12 protein-coding genes are annotated in these 18,383 nt (G+C 65.0%); 7 read left to right on the top strand and 5 right to left on the bottom strand.

The window, feature by feature from the left end:
- Nucleotides 1–92: 92 nt before the first annotated feature.
- Together aroC and F2P46_RS02720 are read left to right on the top strand one after the other, a co-directional pair.
- A complete protein-coding gene (gene aroC, locus F2P46_RS02725) occupies nucleotides 93–1,187 on the top strand; it encodes a chorismate synthase (protein WP_166884993.1) in 1,095 nt (364 codons plus the stop codon).
- Nucleotides 1,180–2,367 (top strand): MFS transporter, encoded by a 1,188-nt coding sequence (locus tag F2P46_RS02720; protein ID WP_229508982.1) that lies wholly within the window; start codon nucleotides 1,180–1,182, stop codon nucleotides 2,365–2,367. The genes aroC and F2P46_RS02720 overlap by 8 nt, the downstream gene beginning before the upstream one ends.
- On the opposite strand, the gene F2P46_RS02715 is transcribed toward F2P46_RS02720, so the two are convergent.
- Nucleotides 2,368–3,879: an HDOD domain-containing protein gene (locus F2P46_RS02715; RefSeq protein WP_229508980.1), complete on the bottom strand. Its 1,512-nt coding sequence runs from the start codon at nucleotides 3,877–3,879 to the stop codon at nucleotides 2,368–2,370.
- A complete protein-coding gene (locus tag F2P46_RS02710) occupies nucleotides 3,876–5,591 on the bottom strand; it encodes a GGDEF domain-containing phosphodiesterase (RefSeq protein WP_229508979.1) in 1,716 nt (571 codons plus the stop codon). Before F2P46_RS02710 ends, F2P46_RS02715 begins: the two co-directional genes overlap by 4 nt.
- A gap of 666 nt (nucleotides 5,592–6,257) precedes the next feature.
- Between F2P46_RS02710 and F2P46_RS02705 the strand changes: the two genes are divergently transcribed.
- The 4 genes from F2P46_RS02705 to F2P46_RS02690 all read left to right on the top strand — a co-directional run bounded on the left by F2P46_RS02705 (nucleotide 6,258) and on the right by F2P46_RS02690 (nucleotide 9,749).
- Entirely contained in the window at nucleotides 6,258–7,943 is a 1,686-nt protein-coding gene (locus F2P46_RS02705) for an isovaleryl-CoA dehydrogenase (RefSeq protein ID WP_166884989.1), read from the top strand.
- A 228-nt stretch (nucleotides 7,944–8,171) separates the two neighbouring features.
- The gene (gene upp, locus F2P46_RS02700; protein WP_166884987.1) at nucleotides 8,172–8,822 is read left to right on the top strand and encodes a uracil phosphoribosyltransferase; all 651 of its coding nucleotides are present in this window, start codon (nucleotides 8,172–8,174) and stop codon (nucleotides 8,820–8,822) included.
- Between the two features lie 8 nt (nucleotides 8,823–8,830).
- Complete coding sequence (locus F2P46_RS02695) at nucleotides 8,831–9,202, top strand: Hpt domain-containing protein (protein ID WP_166884985.1); 372 nt, start codon at nucleotides 8,831–8,833, stop codon at nucleotides 9,200–9,202.
- Between the two features lie 343 nt (nucleotides 9,203–9,545).
- On the top strand, nucleotides 9,546–9,749 hold the full coding sequence (locus tag F2P46_RS02690) for a cold-shock protein (RefSeq protein ID WP_010398811.1): 204 nt from the start codon (nucleotides 9,546–9,548) through the stop codon (nucleotides 9,747–9,749).
- A 91-nt stretch (nucleotides 9,750–9,840) separates the two neighbouring features.
- Here the strand turns inward: F2P46_RS02690 and F2P46_RS02685 are convergent, their stop codons facing one another.
- Nucleotides 9,841–10,755, bottom strand: a complete 915-nt coding sequence (locus F2P46_RS02685; RefSeq protein WP_166884983.1) for a LysR family transcriptional regulator — start codon at nucleotides 10,753–10,755, stop codon at nucleotides 9,841–9,843.
- 133 nt (nucleotides 10,756–10,888) lie between these two features.
- On the opposite strand from F2P46_RS02685, the gene aceB reads away from it, so the two are divergent.
- Nucleotides 10,889–12,478, top strand: coding sequence for a malate synthase A (gene aceB, locus F2P46_RS02680; protein ID WP_166884981.1), 1,590 nt, complete (start codon nucleotides 10,889–10,891; stop codon nucleotides 12,476–12,478).
- A 225-nt stretch (nucleotides 12,479–12,703) separates the two neighbouring features.
- Here the strand turns inward: aceB and F2P46_RS02675 are convergent, their stop codons facing one another.
- Nucleotides 12,704–17,164 (bottom strand): EAL domain-containing protein, encoded by a 4,461-nt coding sequence (locus F2P46_RS02675; protein ID WP_166884979.1) that lies wholly within the window; start codon nucleotides 17,162–17,164, stop codon nucleotides 12,704–12,706.
- Between the two features lie 4 nt (nucleotides 17,165–17,168).
- Complete coding sequence (locus F2P46_RS02670) at nucleotides 17,169–18,317, bottom strand: ABC transporter substrate binding protein (RefSeq protein WP_229508977.1); 1,149 nt, start codon at nucleotides 18,315–18,317, stop codon at nucleotides 17,169–17,171.
- Nucleotides 18,318–18,383: the final 66 nt, after the last annotated feature.

Raw genomic sequence — 18,383 nt, 5'->3', positions numbered from 1 at the left:
CGGGGGGCGCCGTCGGAGCGGTCCTGGCCGTCGGCGCCAGCAAAAGCGCGCGGGCTGGTAGAATTGGCTTTTCCGCCACTCACTTCCCTATCATGTCCGGCAATTCTTTTGGCAAGCTGTTTACCGTTACAACGTTTGGCGAGTCGCATGGCCCGGCCATCGGCTGTGTGATCGACGGCTGCCCGCCGGGCCTGGTGTTGTCGGAAGCCGACATCCAGCCCGACCTCGACCGCCGCAAACCGGGCACCTCGCGCCACGTCACCCAGCGCCAGGAAGCCGACACTGTCGAGATCCTGTCCGGCGTCTACGAGGGCAAGACCACCGGCACGCCGATCATGCTGATCATCCGCAACCAGGACCAGCGCAGCAAGGATTACGGCAACATTGTCGAGAGCTTCCGTCCCGGCCACGCCGACTATACCTACTGGCACAAGTACGGCGTGCGCGATCCGCGCGGCGGCGGGCGTTCCTCGGCGCGCCTCACCGCCCCGGTGGTCGGCGCGGCGGCGGTGGCCAAGAAGTGGCTGCACGAGCAGTACGGCACCGTCTTCATGGGCTGCATGAGCCAGTTGGGTGACATTGCCGTGCCGTTCGAGGGGTGGGAGCACGTGCCGGACAACCCGTTTTTTGCCGCCAGCGGCGACGCCGCCCTGATCGCGCGGATGGAAGCGGCCATGGACGAACTGCGGCGCGACGGCGACTCGATCGGCGCGCGCATCGACGTGGTGGCCAAAAACGTGCCGGTGGGCCTGGGCCAGCCGATCTACGACAAGCTCGATGCCGACATCGCCTACGCCATGATGGGCATTAACGCCGTCAAGGGCGTGGAGATCGGCGCCGGTTTCCGTTCGGTGGCGCAGCGCGGCTCCGAACATGGCGACGAACTGACGCCGGATGGCTTTGTCGGCAACAACGCCGGCGGGGTGCTGGGCGGGATTTCGACCGGCCAGGACATCACGGTGTCGATCGCCATCAAGCCGACGTCCTCGATCCGCACGCCGCGCCGTTCGATCGACAAGGCCGGAGCGTCGGTGATGGTCGAAACGTTCGGGCGCCACGATCCGTGCGTGGGCATTCGCGCCACGCCGATCGCCGAGGCCATGCTGGCGCTGGTGCTGATCGACCACGCCCTGATGCACCGCGCCCAATGCGGCGATGTGCGGGTCGACACGCCGAAAATTGCATAAAACAGCTGCGGGGCCGGACGCTCCGCAGTCCGCTCCCGCTCCCGCTCTCGCGCCGTTCGCGCTGTTCCTGTTCGCGTACTACGCGCAGGTCGGCGCGTTTGCCATTTACGCAACCCTGTTCTTCGCCGCGCGCGGCATGAGCGCCCCGCAAATCGGGGTGCTGATGTCGCTGATCCAGGTGATGCGCATCATCGGCCCGAACCTGTGGGGGTGGCTGGCCGACCATACCGGCCAGCGCGTGCGCGTGCTGCGCCTGACCACGGGCGGCGCGCTGCTCGCCTTTTGCGGCATCTTTTTCGCCGAATCGTACTTCCAGTTCATCGCCGTGATGGTCGCCTTCAACCTGTTTTCGAGCGCCCAGGCGCCCCTTGGCGAAGCGCTGCTGCTGGCGGCCCTGCGCGGCGACGCCAGCAACTATGGGCGCGTGCGCATGTGGGGTTCGGTCGGCTTCATCGTGGCGGTGCTGGCCGCCGGCTGGCTGCTCGAGTCGCTGGGCGTGAACGCCTTGCCGTGGATCGCGCTGTTCCTGCTGGCGTGCGTGGTCGCGGCGGGTTTGTTCATTCGCCAGGCGCCTTTGGTGGCGCATGGCGCGGGCGCGCCGGGCTTGTGGAGCGTGCTGCGGCGGCGCGAGGTGATCGCGTTTTTCGTTTCGGCCGCGCTGATGGCGGGCGTGCACATGTCGCTCAACGCCTTTTACTCGCTGTACCTGGAGCAGGCCGGCTACAGCAAGCCGGTGATCGGCATGATGTGGGCGCTCGGCGTGGTGGCCGAGGTGGCGTTCTTCTATTTCCAGGCGCCGTTGCTGCGCCGCTTCGGCGCGCAGCGGGTGATGATGTGCGCCTTCGCGCTGGCCGCCGTGCGCTTTCCGGTCATCGGCGCCGCCGGCCAACTGCTGGCGGTGCTGGCGCTGGCCCAGTTGCTGCACGCGGCCACGTTCGCGGCGCATCTTTCGAGCTCGGTGATGGTCATGCAGCGCTGGTTCGCCGGCCCCTTGCAGGCGCGCGGGCAGGCGCTGTACATGAGCCTTGCCTACGGCATCGGCGGCACTTGCGGCGGACTGGCGATGTCGCTGTGCTGGGACCGGATCGGCCCGCAGGCGGTGTTTTACCTGGCCGGGGCGCTCGCGCTCGCGGCGGCGGGGAGCGCGGCGCTGTCGTTCCGCTGGCAGCGCCAGGAATGATTAGCGCGGCTTGGCGGCGGCCATCAGTTCCACTTGCTGGCGCCGCACCACGGTCTTGACGATCAGCGAGCGCAGGTCGTTGAGCAACGCGAATTCGGTCTGGCTCAGGTGAATCGCCGGGAAGCTGTCGTCCCAGTCGCCATAAATGAAACCGACCGGCTGGCCGTTGGACGAGAGCGGCAGGATCACGAAGCTGCGCGCGTTCGACAGCGAATCCTTCCACCACTGCGGCAGCTTGGCCGCGAACTTGGCGTCCTGCGCGTTTTCGACAAAAATCACGCGGTCGCTGCCCAGCGAGGCGTGGAACACGTTGGCGCTGTAGGCGTCGTCGAAGCTCAGGGCGCCGATCAGTTCCTTGGCGCCGTCGCCCAGGCCGATCTTGGCGATGTACTTGTTCTCGCGCCGGTTGCGCAGAAAGGCCACGGCGCGCGAGAAGGTCAGTCCCTGGAACACGGTTTCCAGCGCCATCGACATCATCTGGCCCGGAGTTGCCGTGGCGACGACGTCGCGCATGTCGGCTACGCCCGAGAGCAGCACCTTGTTGCCTTCGGCGCGCATGCGGCGCGTGGCGATGTCGGCGGCGCGCTTTTCGGCCGGCTTGGCCAGCGGCGCGATCGACAGGTCGGTGACGGCGGTTTCCTTGGCTTTTTCGATGGCCGTCAAAATATGGTCCGGCTCGACCCCGAGCATCGATGAAAAACTGCTGGCCAGCACGCGCACCTGGGCGGCCCCGGCTTCGTCGTCGTTCCACAGGGAGCTGGCGCACTGCGACGACATGGTCGATACCGCGGCCAGCCAGTCTTCGTGGGTGAACACCTCGCCGCGCGGGGCCGGTTCGACCCTGCGCATGCCGGCGATCAGGTTCTTCGGCAGGCCCCAGTGCTCGGCGGTGGCGCGCCCGATGGCTTCCATCGACAGGCCGAGCAGCGGCGGCGCGGCGGCGTCTTCGCCACCGCTGCCGCCGACCGCCTGCAGCGCGGTCCAGCGTTCGGGCATGTAGAAGGTAATCATCATGCGCCCCAGCGTGTGCAGCATCGAGCACACCACGGCTTCCTCGGCGTCGCGCCCTTTGGCGCTGGCGGCCACCTGTTGCGCCACCATTCCGGCCAGCACCGCTTTTTCCATCTCCACGTGGGCAACGGCCGAATCGGGCGAGGCGCGCGTCAGTTCCTCGATCAGCTTCAGGCCCAGCGCCAGGTGGCCGATGGCCTCCGTGCCGAGCACCAGCACCGCCTTGGTCACCGTGTTGATGCGCTGGCCGAACGCCGAATACATGCCGCTGTTGGCCAGGCGCAGGACCTTTTGCGTCAGGACCGGGTCCGACAGCACCGTTTGCGTCATGCTGAACTGGTGCTCGTCCTCGCCGCGCATGGCGCCGAGGATGGCGCTGATGGCCTTGGCGAAGCCGGGCATGTCACCGCGCCGGCGCACCCGTTCCCACAACTGGGCCAGGGTGGCGTCGGCGCTGGCCGGGGAGGGCGGGGCCGCCTGGAGCAGGGAATTGGCGATCATCGTAGCCCCGCGTGCGGTTCGATCGGCATCAGGGACGCGTACAAGTCTTCCTTGAGGGCGGCCATGGCCGCGTGGGCCGGCATCGGCTTACCGGTCAGGTAACCCTGGATGTACTGGCAGCCGCGCTGGTCGAGGTAATCGAGCTGCGCTTCGGTTTCCACCCCTTCGGCCACCACCGACAGGCCAAGGTGCTTGGCCAGGTCGAGCACCGCGTTGCAGATCGCGCCATCCTTGGGCGAATCGGGCAGGTCCTTGATGAAGGCGCGGTCGATTTTCAGCACCGAGATCGGGAAGCGCTTCAGGTACGCCAGCGAGGAGTAACCGGTGCCGAAATCGTCGATGGCGATGCGCGCCTGTCGCTCGGCCATCTTGAGGAGGATGGATTCTGCGTGCACGGGATCGATCATCAGGGTTCCTTCGGTGATTTCGAGTACCAGCTGGCTGCCGGGCAGGCCGGAAAAGGCCAGCGCGTGGTCCAGCACCTCGAGGAATTTATCGTTGCGAAACTGGCGCGGGCTGATATTGACCGAGATGTACAACGGTCGCTTGGCCACTTCTTCGAAGTGCCTGAGCTGGACGCAGGCCGCTTTCAGGGCCCAGGCCCCGAGCAGGTTGATCAGGCCATTGGTCTCGGCGATGGGAATGAAGCGCACCGGCGGCACCATGCCGAGGGTGGGATGCTTCCAGCGCATCAGGGTCTCGAAACCCTGGATGCGGCGCGTGGCGGCGTCCACGATCGGCTGGTAATAGAGTAGAAATTCGCCTTCGCGCACCGCCAGGAACATGGCCGCTTCGAGCGAGATATCGTGTTCCGGCGGGACGCTGGTGCGCGGGCTGTAGACCAGGCAGCGCGCCTTGCCGCTTTCCTTGGCGCGCGACATGGCGGCGTCGGCCAGCGCGACCAGCTGGACTTCATCCTCGGCGTGCTCGGGAAACAGGGCCAGGCCGATCGAGGCGCCGATGTAGATGGTGTGCTTGTCGACTTCGAACGGGGCCTGCAGGGCCGCCAGCAGGCGCCCGGTGACCAGCTTGATCTGGGCTTCGCTGCAGGTGCCCGGCAGGACCGCGACGAATTCGTCGCCGCCGATGCGCGCCAGGGTGTCGCTGTCGCGCAGGGTCTTGCGCAGGCGCGCTGCGGCGATGCGCAGTACGGCGTCGCCGACCGGGTGGCCGAGGCCGTCGTTGACCTTCTTGAAGCCATCGAGGCCGATGGTGGCCACCGAAAAATTCTGCCCCGAGCGGCGCGCGTGGGCGATCACCATGCGGATCCGGTCCGACAGCAGCAGGCGGTTGGGCAGTTCGGTCAGGCTGTCGTGGGTGGCCAGGTGGCGCAGCCGTTCTTCGGTTTCGCGCTGGGCCGAAATGTCGCGCCCGACCGCCAGCAGAACCGTGTCGCCGCTTTGCTGCAAACGGCACAGGCGCAGGTCGAACCAGAGTTCCTTGTGCGGGGCCTTGAGGCGTATTTCGATGCGCGCCGGGGCGCCGGCGGCGTCGAGCAATGCCGCGCCCAGGCTGGCCTGGTCGGCGTCGGCGACCAGCGTGGCGAGCGGGGCGCCGGCCTCGAAGGCGAACAGGGCGCCGGTGCGCTTGCTGGCGGCCTTGATCCGGCCGGCCGCATCGAGGCGGAACACGATATCGCCGGCCGCTTCCATGAACTGGTCGAGCTCGGTGAGGGTGTCGCCGTGGGGCACTGATGGGGCACTGGTGCGCATTGTAAAAGTCGTTACCTTCGTATTGTGGCTTGCCGCTGGCTGCCAGGCGTCCTAGCAGCCTGTCGGACTTGGGATCGTCGGCTGCAAAAATACCTGGGACGGCCCATATTTCGCCGCTTTCTCGGCCAATAGCTCGCTATTGGCACTGCGAAATCGTCAAAATCTGGCCTCGCCCAGCTATTTTTTCGCTTCGACTCTCCAAGTCCGACAGGCTGCTAGTGTCCCGCGTTAGAAATTCGTTGAATAACTATGGCGACAATCGCACCGATACTGCGTCACAAATGCTCGCCAGGCCTCGGCCTGTCTGCGCTTTGTTCCTTGTCTCGTTACGATTTCACCACATTTAATCATCAACGAATTTCTAACTCGGGACACTAGTTTAGCAAATCGGCATTCACCGTGGCATGGAAAGATTCCAGAATGCATCAAAAACAGCCGGTGCGGTGGGTCATTGGATGTTGCTTGACCGAACGCAAAAAACCGCGTGCCGGACGGGCGGGAAAGCAACTCTTGCTCCGTTTTCGGCTTTGGGCTAGGCTCTGGAAGCCTGTCGGGTCTTCCCCGCCGGTGCGCTATTGTCGCTCACCAGGGCCGTTTCGGGGGCCGGCCGGCCTTGGAAACGCTGCTTTTGTGCAATATTTTTCGGAGTTTGAGACGATTCACACCATGAACCCATTCGATACGCATACGATTTTCAATCAAGCCAGTCAATTCGGCAATACCAACCTGTTCGCTGTCGATCCGGCACTGCGCGAGGCGGTGGTGCGCGAGGGCGCGCCGTGGGCGGTCGATGGCTTGCTGGCGCTCGGCGCAACGCTCGGCCGGGCCGAGGTGCTCGACCTGGCGCGCCTGGCTAATGTAAACAAACCCGTTTTGCATAATTTCGACCGCAATGGACGGCGCGTCGACGAAGTCGAATTCCATCCATCCTGGCACCAGTTGATGGCCTTGATGATCGGCGCCGGCGTGCATGCCTCGCCGTGGGAATCGGGCAAGGGTGGCGCACAGGTGGCGCGCGCGGCCCAGTACCTGCTGTTCGGGCAGGTGGAAAACGGCGCGCAATGCCCGGTCACGATGACCTACGCCTCGGTGCCGGCGCTGCGCCAGGCCGGCGCGATCGGGGCCAAGTGGCTGCCCAAGATCTTGTCGCGCCACTACGATCCGCGCTCGCTGCCGATCGAACAGAAGACCGGTGCGCTGATCGGCATGGGCATGACCGAAAAGCAGGGCGGCACCGACGTGCGGGCCAATACCACGCGGGCGACGGCGATCGAGACCGGCCAGGCGCAGGCGCGCTTTGGCGAGGAGGGCGTGGACGCCTGGCGCATCGTCGGCCACAAATGGTTCTTCTCGGCGCCGCAGTCCGATGCGCACCTGATCCTGGCCCAGACCGACGATGAAGGCAGCGCCGGCCTGTCGTGCTTCTTCGTGCCGCGCTACCTGCCCGACGGCAGCCGCAATGCGATCCGCGTGCAGCGGCTCAAGGATAAACTGGGCAACCGTTCGAACGCCTCGTCCGAAGTGGAGTTTTGCGACGCCGTCGGCTGGCTGGTGGGCAAAGTCGGACGCGGCATTCCCACTATCCTGGAGATGGGCGGGCATACCCGGCTCGATTGCGTGCTCGGTAGCGCCGCCATCATGCGCGCGGCGCTCACGCACGCGCTGCACCACGCGCGCGAACGCGCCGCTTTCGGGCGCGCCCTGGCCGAACAGCCGCTGATGCAAAACGTGCTGGCCGACCTGGCGCTGGAATCGGAAGCGGCCACCGTGTTTGCGCTGCGCCTGGCGCGCTGCTTCGACCAGGGCGCCGACCCGGCCCAGGCGCTGCTTGGCCGCATCCTCACGCCGGCCGGCAAATACTGGCTGTGCAAGCGCGGCCCGGCGTTCGGGGCCGAGGCGATGGAAGTCATGGGTGGCAACGGCTACGTGGAAGACGGTCCGCTGGCGCGCCTGTACCGTGAGGCCCCGGTCAATTCGATCTGGGAAGGTTCCGGCAATGTGATGTGCCTGGACCTGCTGCGCGCCTTCGGCAAGACGCCGGCGGCGTGCGCGGCGCTGGCGGGCGAGCTGGCGCTGGCCGGCGCCGCCAATCCGGCGTTTAACGCGTTCAGCGAAGGGCTGCTGGCCGAGCTGGAAGGGCAGCAGGGCGACGAATACGGCGCGCGCCGGCTGGCCGAACGGATCGTGATCGCGGTGCAGGCGGCGCTGCTGCTGCGCCATGCGCCGGCGTTTGTCAGCGCCGCCTTCATCGCCTCGCGCGTGGCGGCGGGTGTGGGCGGGGCGTTCGGCCGCCTGCCGGCCGGTGTCGATTGCGCGGCGATCCTGGCGCGCGCGCTGCCGCCTGGCGCTTGAACTGGCGTCTGTACTGACTAAATTGGCGCAAAATGCGGACAAGCGCTCGGTTTGCGGGATAATACGGGCACAAGCCACAACCGGGGACCTCGACAAACCTACTGCGCGGCGTCATTTTCGCTTTGCGATGCTCACCGTACCTTCGTACGGCTGCGCTTCTCGAGCGAAAATGACGCCGCTCGCTACGGTTTTTCGAGGCCCCTGACAACAATGATTGAATCGAACTCCATGAAACAAGATCCGCGCTTCCCCAACCTGTTCATCCTCGATCACCCGCTGATCCAGCATAAGCTGAGCCACATGCGCGAACGCGACACGTCCACGCGCACGTTCCGCGAGCTGCTCAAGGAAATCACGCTGCTGATGGGTTACGAAATCACGCGCGACCTGCCGCTCACCACGCGCCAGATCGAAACCCCGCTGGTGACCATCGACGCCCCCGTCATCGCCGGCAAAAAACTGGCCATCGTGCCGATCCTGCGCGCCGGTATCGGCATGAGCGACGGCCTGCTGGAACTGGTGCCGTCGGCGCGCGTGGGCCACGTCGGCGTGTTCCGCGACCCGGAAACCCACAAGCCGGTCGAGTACCTGGTGCGCCTGCCCGATACCACCGACCGCATCTTCATCCTGTGCGATCCGATGGTCGCCACCGGTAACTCGGCGGTGCACGCCATCGACGTGCTCAAAAAGCGCGGCGTGACCGACGAACAGATCATTTTCCTGGCCCTGGTGGCCGCGCCCGAAGGCGTGCAGGTGGTGCAGGACGCGCATCCGAACGTCAAGCTGTACGTGGCCTCGCTCGATTCGCACCTGAACGAGCACGCCTACATCGTGCCGGGCCTGGGCGACGCGGGCGACCGCATCTTCGGCACCAAGTAAGCGGCGCGATGGCCACGCTGATCGACCCGGAGTTTTTCGCGCGCCTGCACGCCTTGAACGAGAAGTTCGCGGCCAGCGTGCCGGCCACCCTGGTGCGCCTGGAAGAGCTGCGCGCGCAGTTCGACCCGGCGGCCGCCGACGCGGCCCTGGTCAAGGAGCTCCATCAGAGCTTGCATACCATCGCCGGCTCGGCGGCGACCTTCGGCTTTCGCGTGTTCGGGGCGCAGGCGCGCCAGCTGGAACAGCGCCTGCGGGTGCTGATGGCGTTCGAGCTGATCGCGGCGAAGGACTGGAATGACTGGCTGCACGCCCTCGACGAGTACATCGCGTGGGCACGGCTGGACCCCAAGGCGGCCGCTTATCCCGGCTCGCCTGACTGAAAACCGCAAGAAAACCACATAGCTCGTTCTTTTTTGCCAATTGTGCGCGCATGCAAGGTCAAGTGGGCGTATCGTTTGATCTAGCGCAAACTTCGGCGGTCTCGATGTTCTATATTTATCGGACTGCCGCTGCAAACCGGGCGCTGTAAAAGTTGATATTCTGAATTTTTACAGCATGCGGGAAGTTTATTTTGCAGAGAACGTGTTTTTTGTGTTTTATTCGGTATAATGCGGGATCGTTGTGATTCGAGGTAGTTGTGCAGTCTGTCTGTCATTTCTTTCTTGCTTCGTCAAACGATCTAAAACGGGCGTAAGCCCAACTTAACTGAAATAGGAAATTGTAATGGCAACTGGCATCGTAAAATGGTTCAATGATTCGAAGGGTTTTGGCTTTATCACTCCTGATGAAGGCGGCGAAGATCTGTTCGCTCACTTCTCGGCGATTCAGTCGAACGGCTTCAAATCTTTGCAAGAGAACCAGCGCGTCTCTTTCGAAGTAACCGCTGGCCCTAAAGGCAAGCAAGCTTCGAACATTCAGCCAATCTAATCGCTGAGTCAACGACAAAAAATCCTCGGTTTCCGGGGATTTTTTTTGTCGTTCTTTTCGTCGGCCCGCCTCGCGCGGGCCGATGGCGTTTTTAGGTTCCGCTGCGCGCGCGCCAGTAATCGGCCTGTGCGTAGGTGCGGCGCAGGAAGTCGACGAAGGCGCGGATGCGCAGCGGCAGGTGGCGGCGCTGCGCGAACACCGCGTGGATGTCGTTGCCCGGCGCGGCAAATGCATCGAGCACGGTACACAGTTTGCCCGCTTCGATCTCGGTTCCCACTTCCCACATTGAGCGCCACGCCAGGCCTTTGCCGGCCAGCGCCCAATCGTGCAGCACTTCGCCGTCGTTGCACACCATGTTGCCCGCCACTTTCAAGGTCACCAGCTTGCCGTTGTCGCGGAAGGTCCAGCCACGCTGGCTGCCTTCGCTGCTGATCGCCAGGCAGTTGTGGCGCGCCAGGTCGGCCAGGGTGTCGGGCACGCCATGGCGTTTCAGGTAGGCGGGCGAGGCCACCAGCACGCGCTGGTTGTCGGCCAGCTTGACGCCGACCAGGCTCGAATCGGACAGGCTGGCGATGCGGATCGCCACATCCACGCCTTCGCCGATCACATCGACCACCCGGTCGTTCAGGTTCAGGTTGACCGTCACATCCTGGTGCTCGGCCAAAAAAGACGGGAGCAGGGGCGCGACATGCTGGCGCCCGAAACCGGCCGGCGCCGACACCAGCAGGTGGCCGCTGGCGCGCGCGCTGCGTTCGGCCACCGCCGATTCGGCTTCTTCGAGCTCGCCCAGGATGCGCTGGCAGTCTTCCAGGAAGGCCGCGCCTTCGTCGGTGAGGGCGAGCTTGCGCGTGGTGCGCTGCAGGAGCTTGACGCCGAGGCGCGCTTCGAGCGCGTCGAGGCGGCGCCCGATCATGGCCGGCGCGATGCCTTCGGCGCGCGCCGCCGCCGACAGGCTGCCGCGCGCGACAACCTCGACGAAAGTGGATATCTGACGGAACTGCCCCACGTGTTACTCCTTTCGTCTGTGACAAAAACGCACAGATGAATGTATTTTTTGTCTCGTTTAGCTACCAGTTAGTGAATATACTGGAAGGCAGACGAAACGCCAATTTGCATTCTTACCTTCTACAGGAGCACGCATGACTATGAATATCCCCGCCGGCATGGAAATCACCGCCGAGATCAAGCCTGGCTACGAGCAGATTCTCACTTCCGAGGCGCTGGCCCTGGTGGCGCGCCTGACGCGCGCGTTCGAACCGCGCCGCCAGGAGCTGCTGGCCACGCGCGTGGAACGCGCCAAACGCCTCGATTGCGGCGAGCGTCCCGACTTTTTGCCGGAAACCGCGCAGATTCGCGCCGGCGACTGGAAAATTGCGCCGATTCCGCAGGCGCTGGAGTGCCGCCGCGTCGAAATTACCGGCCCGGTCGAGCGCAAGATGGTCATCAACGCCTTCAATTCGGGCGCCGACAGCTACATGACCGACTTCGAAGACTCGAATACGCCGAACTGGGACAACCAGATCACGGGCCAGATCAATATGCGCGACGCCGTGCGCCGCACGATTTCGCTCGAACAGAACGGCAAGCTGTACAAGCTGAATGAAAAAATCGCGACCCTGGTCGTGCGTCCGCGCGGCTGGCACCTCGACGAAAAGCACGTGCTGGTCGATGGCAAGCGGGTCTCGGGCGGGATTTTCGACTTCGCGCTGTTCATGATCCACAACGCCAAAGAGCAACTGGCGCGCGGCGCGGGTCCGTATTTTTACCTGCCGAAGATGGAGTCGCACCTCGAGGCGCGCCTGTGGAACGATATTTTCGTCATGACGCAGCAGGAATTGGGCCTGCCGCAGGGGACCATCAAGGCCACGGTGCTGATCGAAACGATCCTGGCCGCGTTCGAGATGGACGAAATCCTGTACGAACTGCGCGAACACAGCGCCGGTTTGAATGCGGGCCGCTGGGACTACATCTTCTCGTGCATCAAAAAATTCAAGCTCGATAAAGACTTCTGCCTGGCCGACCGTCCGAAAGTGACGATGACGTCGCCGTTCATGCGCGCGTATGCCTTGCTGCTGCTGAAAACCTGCCACAAGCGCGGAGCGCCGGCCATCGGCGGCATGGCGGCGCTGATCCCGATCAAGAACGATCCGGAGAAAAACGAGATCGCCATGGGCGGCGTGCGCAATGATAAAGCGCGCGACGCGACCGATGGCTACGACGGCGGCTGGGTTGCGCATCCGGGCCTGGTGGAACTGGCGATGGGCGAATTCAAGAAGGTATTGGGCGACAAGCCGAACCAGATCGACAAGCAGCGTCCCGATATCGAGGTAACGGCGGCCGAACTGCTGGACTTCAAGCCGGAAGCGCCGATCACGGAAGCGGGCCTGCGCTACAACATCAACGTGGGGATTCATTACCTGGGCAGCTGGCTGGCGGGCAATGGCTGCGTGCCGATTCATAATCTGATGGAAGACGCGGCCACGGCGGAAATCAGCCGTTCGCAGGTATGGCAGTGGATTCGCTCGACCAAGGGTGTGCTCGACGATGGCCGCAAGGTCACCGCCGACATGGTGCGCGCGATGATTCCGGAGGAACTGGCCAAGGTGAAGGAAGTCGCACCGAATGGCGAGAACCCGACCTATGCGCGCGCGGCGGTCATTTTCGAAGAGATGTCGACGTCGGAGTCGTTTGCGGAGTTTTTGACCTTGCCGCTGTACGAAGAAATCTGATAGTTAGCCGGTACCGCTAACCCCTCGATCCGTCGTTCCCGGCCTGGGCGGCCCCCTTGGCGGGAATCCAAGTTCGCTGCTATGCCACGGAATGGGATTCCCGCCTGCGCGGGAATGACGGTGCTGGAGGCGGTAGTCATTGAACGCGTCCCTTTTGAGACCGCCTCCTGCGCGGAAATGACGGAATGACGGAGTGCCGGGCGGCGCGACCGGCGGTGGAAGCCATCACGCCCTCAGCACCATCGATTCGCGCTTGATGATCATCTCCGCAAACTGATCGGCCGGCATCGCCGGCGCCAGATACCACCCTTGCAGCAAATCGCAATGCTGCGCGCGAAGGTAGTCGAGCTGCGCTTGCGTCTCCACCCCTTCGGCCACCACTTCCAGCCGCAGGCTGTGCGCCAGCGCGATGATGCCCGCGATGATGGCCGCGTCGTCCGCATCGTGCGGCACATCGGCCACGAAGGAGCGGTCGATCTTGATGATATCGACCGGGAAGCGCTTCAGGTACGAGAGCGACGAGTACCCCGTCCCGAAATCGTCGATCGACAGGCGCACGCCCAATCCGCGCAGGCGGTGCAGGGCCTTGAGCGTATCCTGCGCGTGCTCCATCAGGGTGCTCTCGGTGATTTCGAGTTCCAGCAGGTCCGGTGGCAGGCTTGACTCGATCAGCACCGCTTCCACCGTATCGGCAAAATTCTTTTGCAGCAGCTGGCGCACCGACAGGTTCACCGCCACCCGCATCGGCGGCAGGCCCTGGTCGATCCACGCCTTGAGCTGCGCGCAGGCGGTGCGCAGGACGAATTGGCCGAGTGGATTGATCAAGCCCGTTTCTTCGGCCAGCGGAATGAATTCGACCGGAGGCACCATGCCGCGGGTCGGGTGCTTCCAGCGCACCAGCGCCTCCATGCCGATGATGCGCTGGTTGTCCAGGCGCGCCTGCGGCTGGTAAAACACTTCGAGCTCGTTGCGTTCCAGCGCGCGCCGCAAGTCGCTCTCCAACCGTACATGCTCCGAAATCGCCTGTTCCATCGACGCTTCGTAGAACTGGAAACCGGTGTTGGTCTTCTTGGCGCGGTACATGGCGCTGTCGGCGCGCTTGACCAGGGTCGGCACATCGAGCCCGTCGAACGGATACATGGCGATGCCGACGCTGCTGGTGACAAAAATATCGTGGCCGTCGATCTGGAACGGCGCGGCCAGCACGCGGCCGATGGCCTGGGCGGCGGCTGCTGCCGGCGCCGGGCCGTCGACATCGCCCAGCACCACCGTGAATTCGTCGCCGCCCAGGCGCGCTACCATGTCGATGCTACGCACCGCGCGCCGGATGCGCTGCGCCACCGCCACCAGCAGGCGGTCGCCGACGTCGTGCCCGAGGTTGTCGTTGACGTACTTGAAGCGGTCCAGGTCCAGGAACAGCACCGCCAGTTGGGTCTTGCCGACGCGGGCCTGGTCGACCGCCTGGCCGAGCAGGTCGAAGAACAGGGTGCGGTTCGGCAGCCCGGTCAGCAGGTCGTTAAAGGCCAGGTGGCGGATGCGCTTTTCGGCGCGGTTCGCTTCGATGACGCGGCGCACCCGCTGAGACAAGACGGCGTAATGAATCGGCTTGGGAATATAGTCGCTGGCGCCGGCCGCAAAGGCCCGTTCGACCGAGGAATTGTCTTCCAGGGCGGTGATCATCAGCACCGGAATGCTGCTGCCGCCGGGCAGTTCCTGCATCCGCGCGCAGGCGGTAAAACCATCCATCACCGGCATCACGGCGTCCATCAGCACCACGTCGGGCTGGAAGCGCTTGAGCATCGTCAAAGCCTGGGCGCCGTCGACCGCTTCTTCGACTTTGAAGCCATCGCGCTGCAAGGTGTAGCGCAAGGTGCTGCGGGTGCTGCGGTCGTCGTCGACGATGAGTACTTGCGGCACATCGTCGGCGCCGCCCTGGCCGGCCGGGCCGTCGCCCGTGACTTCCAGCGCGAGCGCACCGGCAACCGCATTGTAGGCCACGCGCAGGCGCGGGAGCAGCGGCACGATCAGTTCCGGCCGGCCGGCAATGGCGTGTTCTTCGGCTTCCTTGGCCAATTGCGCCAGGTGGGTCGCGCCCAGGTTGCCCGAGGAGCCTTTGATGGCATGCGCCTTGGCGCGCGCGGTATCAAAGTCGCCGCCATGGGCCGCCGTTTCCAGGTCGAGCAGGTAGTGCGGCGTGTCTTCGAGGAAGGGGCTGATCGCCTGGGCCAGCGACGGCCCCATGATCTCGCGCAGCTTGACGAACATGGCCTGGTCGATCGGGCTGTCGCCGGTCTCGGGCGCGTACTTTGCGCTGTCGCCATTGTCGCCACCGCGCATGGCGCTGCGCGACTCTTCACCGCGCGGCAGCCAGCGATCGAGCTTCTGGCGCAGTTCGAACAGGGTGATCGGCTTGGCCAGGTAGTCGTCCATGCCGGCGGCCAGGCATTTTTCGGCGTCGCCGCGCTGGGTGTTGGCGGTCATGGCGACCAGCGGCGTGCGCCGCCCGCTGCCGTGCTCGAAGGCGCGGATATGCGCGGTTGCTTCGTAGCCGTCCATCTCGGGCATGCTGCAATCCATCAGGATCAGGTCGAAATTGCCGCTGCGCGCCGCCTCCAGCGCTTCGCGCCCGTTGGCGGCAAATTCGCAGGCGCAGCCGTTCATGGCCAGCATGCCGGCGGCGACCATCTGGTTGGTGCGGTTGTCTTCGGCCACCAGGATGCGGAACGAGGTGCGCGGCGGCGCGGCCAGGGCGCTGGCGATCGCCATGGCCGGCGCTTTGGCCCCGGCCAGCAAGTCCTTCAGGGCCTGCAGCAGGCGCTCTTCGCGCAGCGGCTTGCCGAGCGACGGGTGGCCGTCGACCAGGGTGCCGCCCGAGGGCGTGCCGAAGCGGTCGAGGATCAGCACCAGGGTGCCGGGCGACTCGGCGGCGATTCTGCCGGCCAGGTCGTTGCCGTCGTCGTCGAGGGCGTCGATGTCCATCATGACGATGCTGTACGGGCGCGCCTCGCCGGCGCCGACCTTGAGCTGCAGCAGCGCTTCGCCGCCCCAGCGCGTGCCGTGGCAGTCGATGCCGTGGCGTTGCATGGTCTGGGCTACGAAGCTGCGCACGATCTGGCTGTCGTCGACGACGATCACGCGCAGGCCCGCCAGTTCAAGGTGGGCCGGCTCGGGCAGCTCGCGCAGCGCAGCCTTGCACACGATGTTGAAGGCGAAGGCGGTGCCGTCGCCAAGCGCGCTGTCGACCGTGATGGCGCCTCCCATCAGTTCGACCAACTGCTTGCAGATCGCCAGGCCCAGGCCGGTGCCGCCGTATTTGCGGGTGGTCGACGGGTCGGCCTGGGCAAAGGACTGGAACAGGTGCTCCTGCTGGTCGGCGCTCATGCCGATGCCGGTGTCGCGCACTTCGAAGCGCAGGCCACAGTGTGGAGCGTTGAGCGGGCCGTCGGCAAGCGCAATGCTGACCGCCACTTCGCCATGCTCGGTGAACTTGACCGCGTTGCCGAGCAGGTTGATGAGCACCTGGCGCAGGCGCAGCGAGTCGCCGTTGACGCATTGCGGCACGCCCGGCGCCAGCAGGTAAGCAAGTTCGACATCGCGCACCTGCGCCTGCTTGGCCACCAGTTCGATGACTTCTTCGAGCAGTTTGCGCAGGTCGAAGTCGACTTCTTCGAGCGAGAGCTTGCCCGCTTCCATCTTGGAAAAGTCGAGGATATTGTTAATCAGTTCGATCAGGGTGCGCGAGGAATTCCAGGCCACGTCGACGCATTCGGCCTGGCGCTTGTTCAGGCTCATTTCCTTGAGCATGTCGAGCATGCCGACCACGCCATTGAGCGGGGTGCGCACTTCGTGGCTGACGGTGGCGGCAAACTGCGCCTTCATCAGCGCCATGCTGACGGCGGCGTCGCGCGAGTCTTTCAGTTCCGCTTCGCGCTGTTCGAGTACGTTCATCATCTTGTTGAAGGCGAGCGCCATGTCGATCAGGTCGCGCGGGCCGGCCGGTTCGGCGCGCATGCCCGATTCGCCCGCTTCGGCGCGCCGCATCAGGCGCGACAGGGCGTTGAGCGGGTTGATCATGTGGCGCGTGAGCAGGCGCACCACCGCCAGCAGGATGGCGGCGAACGACAAGGTAACGACCAGGTTTCCGACCAGGAGCGACAGCGTCAGGCGGCTCAAGGTGTCCTTGGCGATGGCCACATGCACGTGCCCGAGCAGTTGCTTGGGTGGCTCCTGCAGGTCGAACGGCGAGGCGATGCCCTGGCCGCCGAACACCGGCGCGGTGAAGCGCCAGGCTTGCCCGGTTTCGCTGGCGAGCCGCGCTTGGGTGGTGGGCGGGACCGGCTTGAAGTCGGCTGCGGCCGCGGGCGCGGCGCCAGGCTGGCTTTTCGAGAGCAGCGCGACGCCGCGCGTATCGGTGATTTGCACGCTCAGCACGTCGGGGAAGGTGAGGGTGGTGGCAACGACGTCCTGGGCGTTTTCGGGCGAGTGGTACAGCAGCGCGAGGGTGCTCTGGCGCGCCAGGTTCTCGGCGATGCGTTCGCCCTGTTCCAGGAAATACTCGCGCATGCGGGTGCGCGCTTCCCAGGAATTCATCAGGGAGGAAAACAGCGCCAGGCCGACAATGGCGGCGGAAACGATGACGGTCAGTTGACGGCGGAACCCGGTGCGGCGAAGGAAGTCATGGAACATCTACTCAGGGCTCCGGATAGATAAGGTCGAAAGTGCGCTGCTGCTGCTGGCCGATGGTCAGGCCCATGTGGCTGGCGGTACGCAGGTTGATGGCGGTGTGCAGTTCGCGCAGTGGCTGCACGCCTTTTTTGAGTTCGCCCGCGATTGCGCCCTCGGCGGAACTGGCCAGCGAGCGGCCCAGCTCCACGTTGTTGGGGCTCATGGCGAACAGCGCGCCTTTTTTCACGTGCAGCACATTGCTGGAAAAGATAGGCACGCCGCTGTCCCAGGCTTGCTTGAGGATCAGCGGCAGCAGGGTGCGTTCTTCGACGGTGGTGGTGTCGTGGGGCAGCCAGACGGCGTCGCGCCGGCTGTCGGCGGCCGCAAACTGCGCCATGTAGACCTGGGCCGCCTGGGCCAGGTCGCGCGCTTCGTACGACACCAGTTCCAGCCCCTGTTCGCGCGCCGCCTCGCGCGCGATGCGCAGCAGCCATTCGGTTTTTTTGGGATCGTAGACCACGATCACGCGTTTGATCTCGGGCAGCAGCGCGCGCAGGCGGGCAAACAGCAGCGCCGGATCGGGCGTGAGGCTGATGCCGTTCAAATTGACGATTTCGGCGTCCGACAGCAGCAGGGCGCCGCCGACCAGGACGACGATGTCGCGATCGAGCGCCGCCGCCGCGTTCAGGCCCTGGCGCCCGAGCGCGATGACGACCCGGGCGCCGCTGCGTTTGAGCTGTGCGTTGAGTTCAAGCGCATCGAAGCGGGCGTCCACCGCATAGCTGCGCACGCGCAGGCGGGTGCGTTCTTCGATCCCCTGGATCATGCCGATGAAGGCGCTGCGAAACGGTTCGGACACGTTCGGATAGAGCACCGCGATGGTTCCCTTGCCGACCGAGGCCTGCAGGTCGGGGCGGCGCAGCTGGTCTTCCAGCTGGAAGAGCGTCATCGGCTTCATTTCGTATTGATCGCCGCTGTCGTAGCGCTCGAGCAGGCCGGCCGCCGCCGCCGATTCGGCCGCCATCCCGGGCGCGAGGTCGTCGGCGAGGGCGCGCGCCGCCGGCGCCATCGACAGCAGTAAAGACAGCAGTAAAGACAGCAGTAAAGACAGCAGAGCGGGCACGCAGCGCGCTGCGCACGGCCAGCGGCAGGCGTTGAAAAAGAGAGTAGTCATTGCGTACAGCGGGGACGCCTGGTCCGGTTAATTTGCAAGCAGCCACGCATGTGGGCAGACACCAGT

The organism is Massilia sp. CCM 8734, from assembly GCF_011682155.1.
GTDB lineage: Bacteria > Pseudomonadota > Gammaproteobacteria > Burkholderiales > Burkholderiaceae_D > Telluria_A > Telluria_A rubra.
This window is presented reverse-complemented; position numbering and strand designations above follow the sequence as displayed.

Coding starts and splice junctions, on each gene's coding strand:
- aroC (WP_166884993.1), top strand. CDS start 93: ATGTCCGGCAATTCTTTTGGCAAGCTGTTTACCGTTACAACGTTTGGC.
- F2P46_RS02715 (WP_229508980.1), bottom strand. CDS start 3,879: ATGATCGCCAATTCCCTGCTCCAGGCGGCCCCGCCCTCCCCGGCCAGC.
- F2P46_RS02710 (WP_229508979.1), bottom strand. CDS start 5,591: ATGCGCACCAGTGCCCCATCAGTGCCCCACGGCGACACCCTCACCGAG.
- F2P46_RS02705 (WP_166884989.1), top strand. CDS start 6,258: ATGAACCCATTCGATACGCATACGATTTTCAATCAAGCCAGTCAATTC.
- upp (WP_166884987.1), top strand. CDS start 8,172: ATGAAACAAGATCCGCGCTTCCCCAACCTGTTCATCCTCGATCACCCG.
- F2P46_RS02695 (WP_166884985.1), top strand. CDS start 8,831: ATGGCCACGCTGATCGACCCGGAGTTTTTCGCGCGCCTGCACGCCTTG.
- F2P46_RS02690 (WP_010398811.1), top strand. CDS start 9,546: ATGGCAACTGGCATCGTAAAATGGTTCAATGATTCGAAGGGTTTTGGC.
- aceB (WP_166884981.1), top strand. CDS start 10,889: ATGACTATGAATATCCCCGCCGGCATGGAAATCACCGCCGAGATCAAG.
- F2P46_RS02675 (WP_166884979.1), bottom strand. CDS start 17,164: ATGTTCCATGACTTCCTTCGCCGCACCGGGTTCCGCCGTCAACTGACC.
- F2P46_RS02670 (WP_229508977.1), bottom strand. CDS start 18,317: ATGACTACTCTCTTTTTCAACGCCTGCCGCTGGCCGTGCGCAGCGCGC.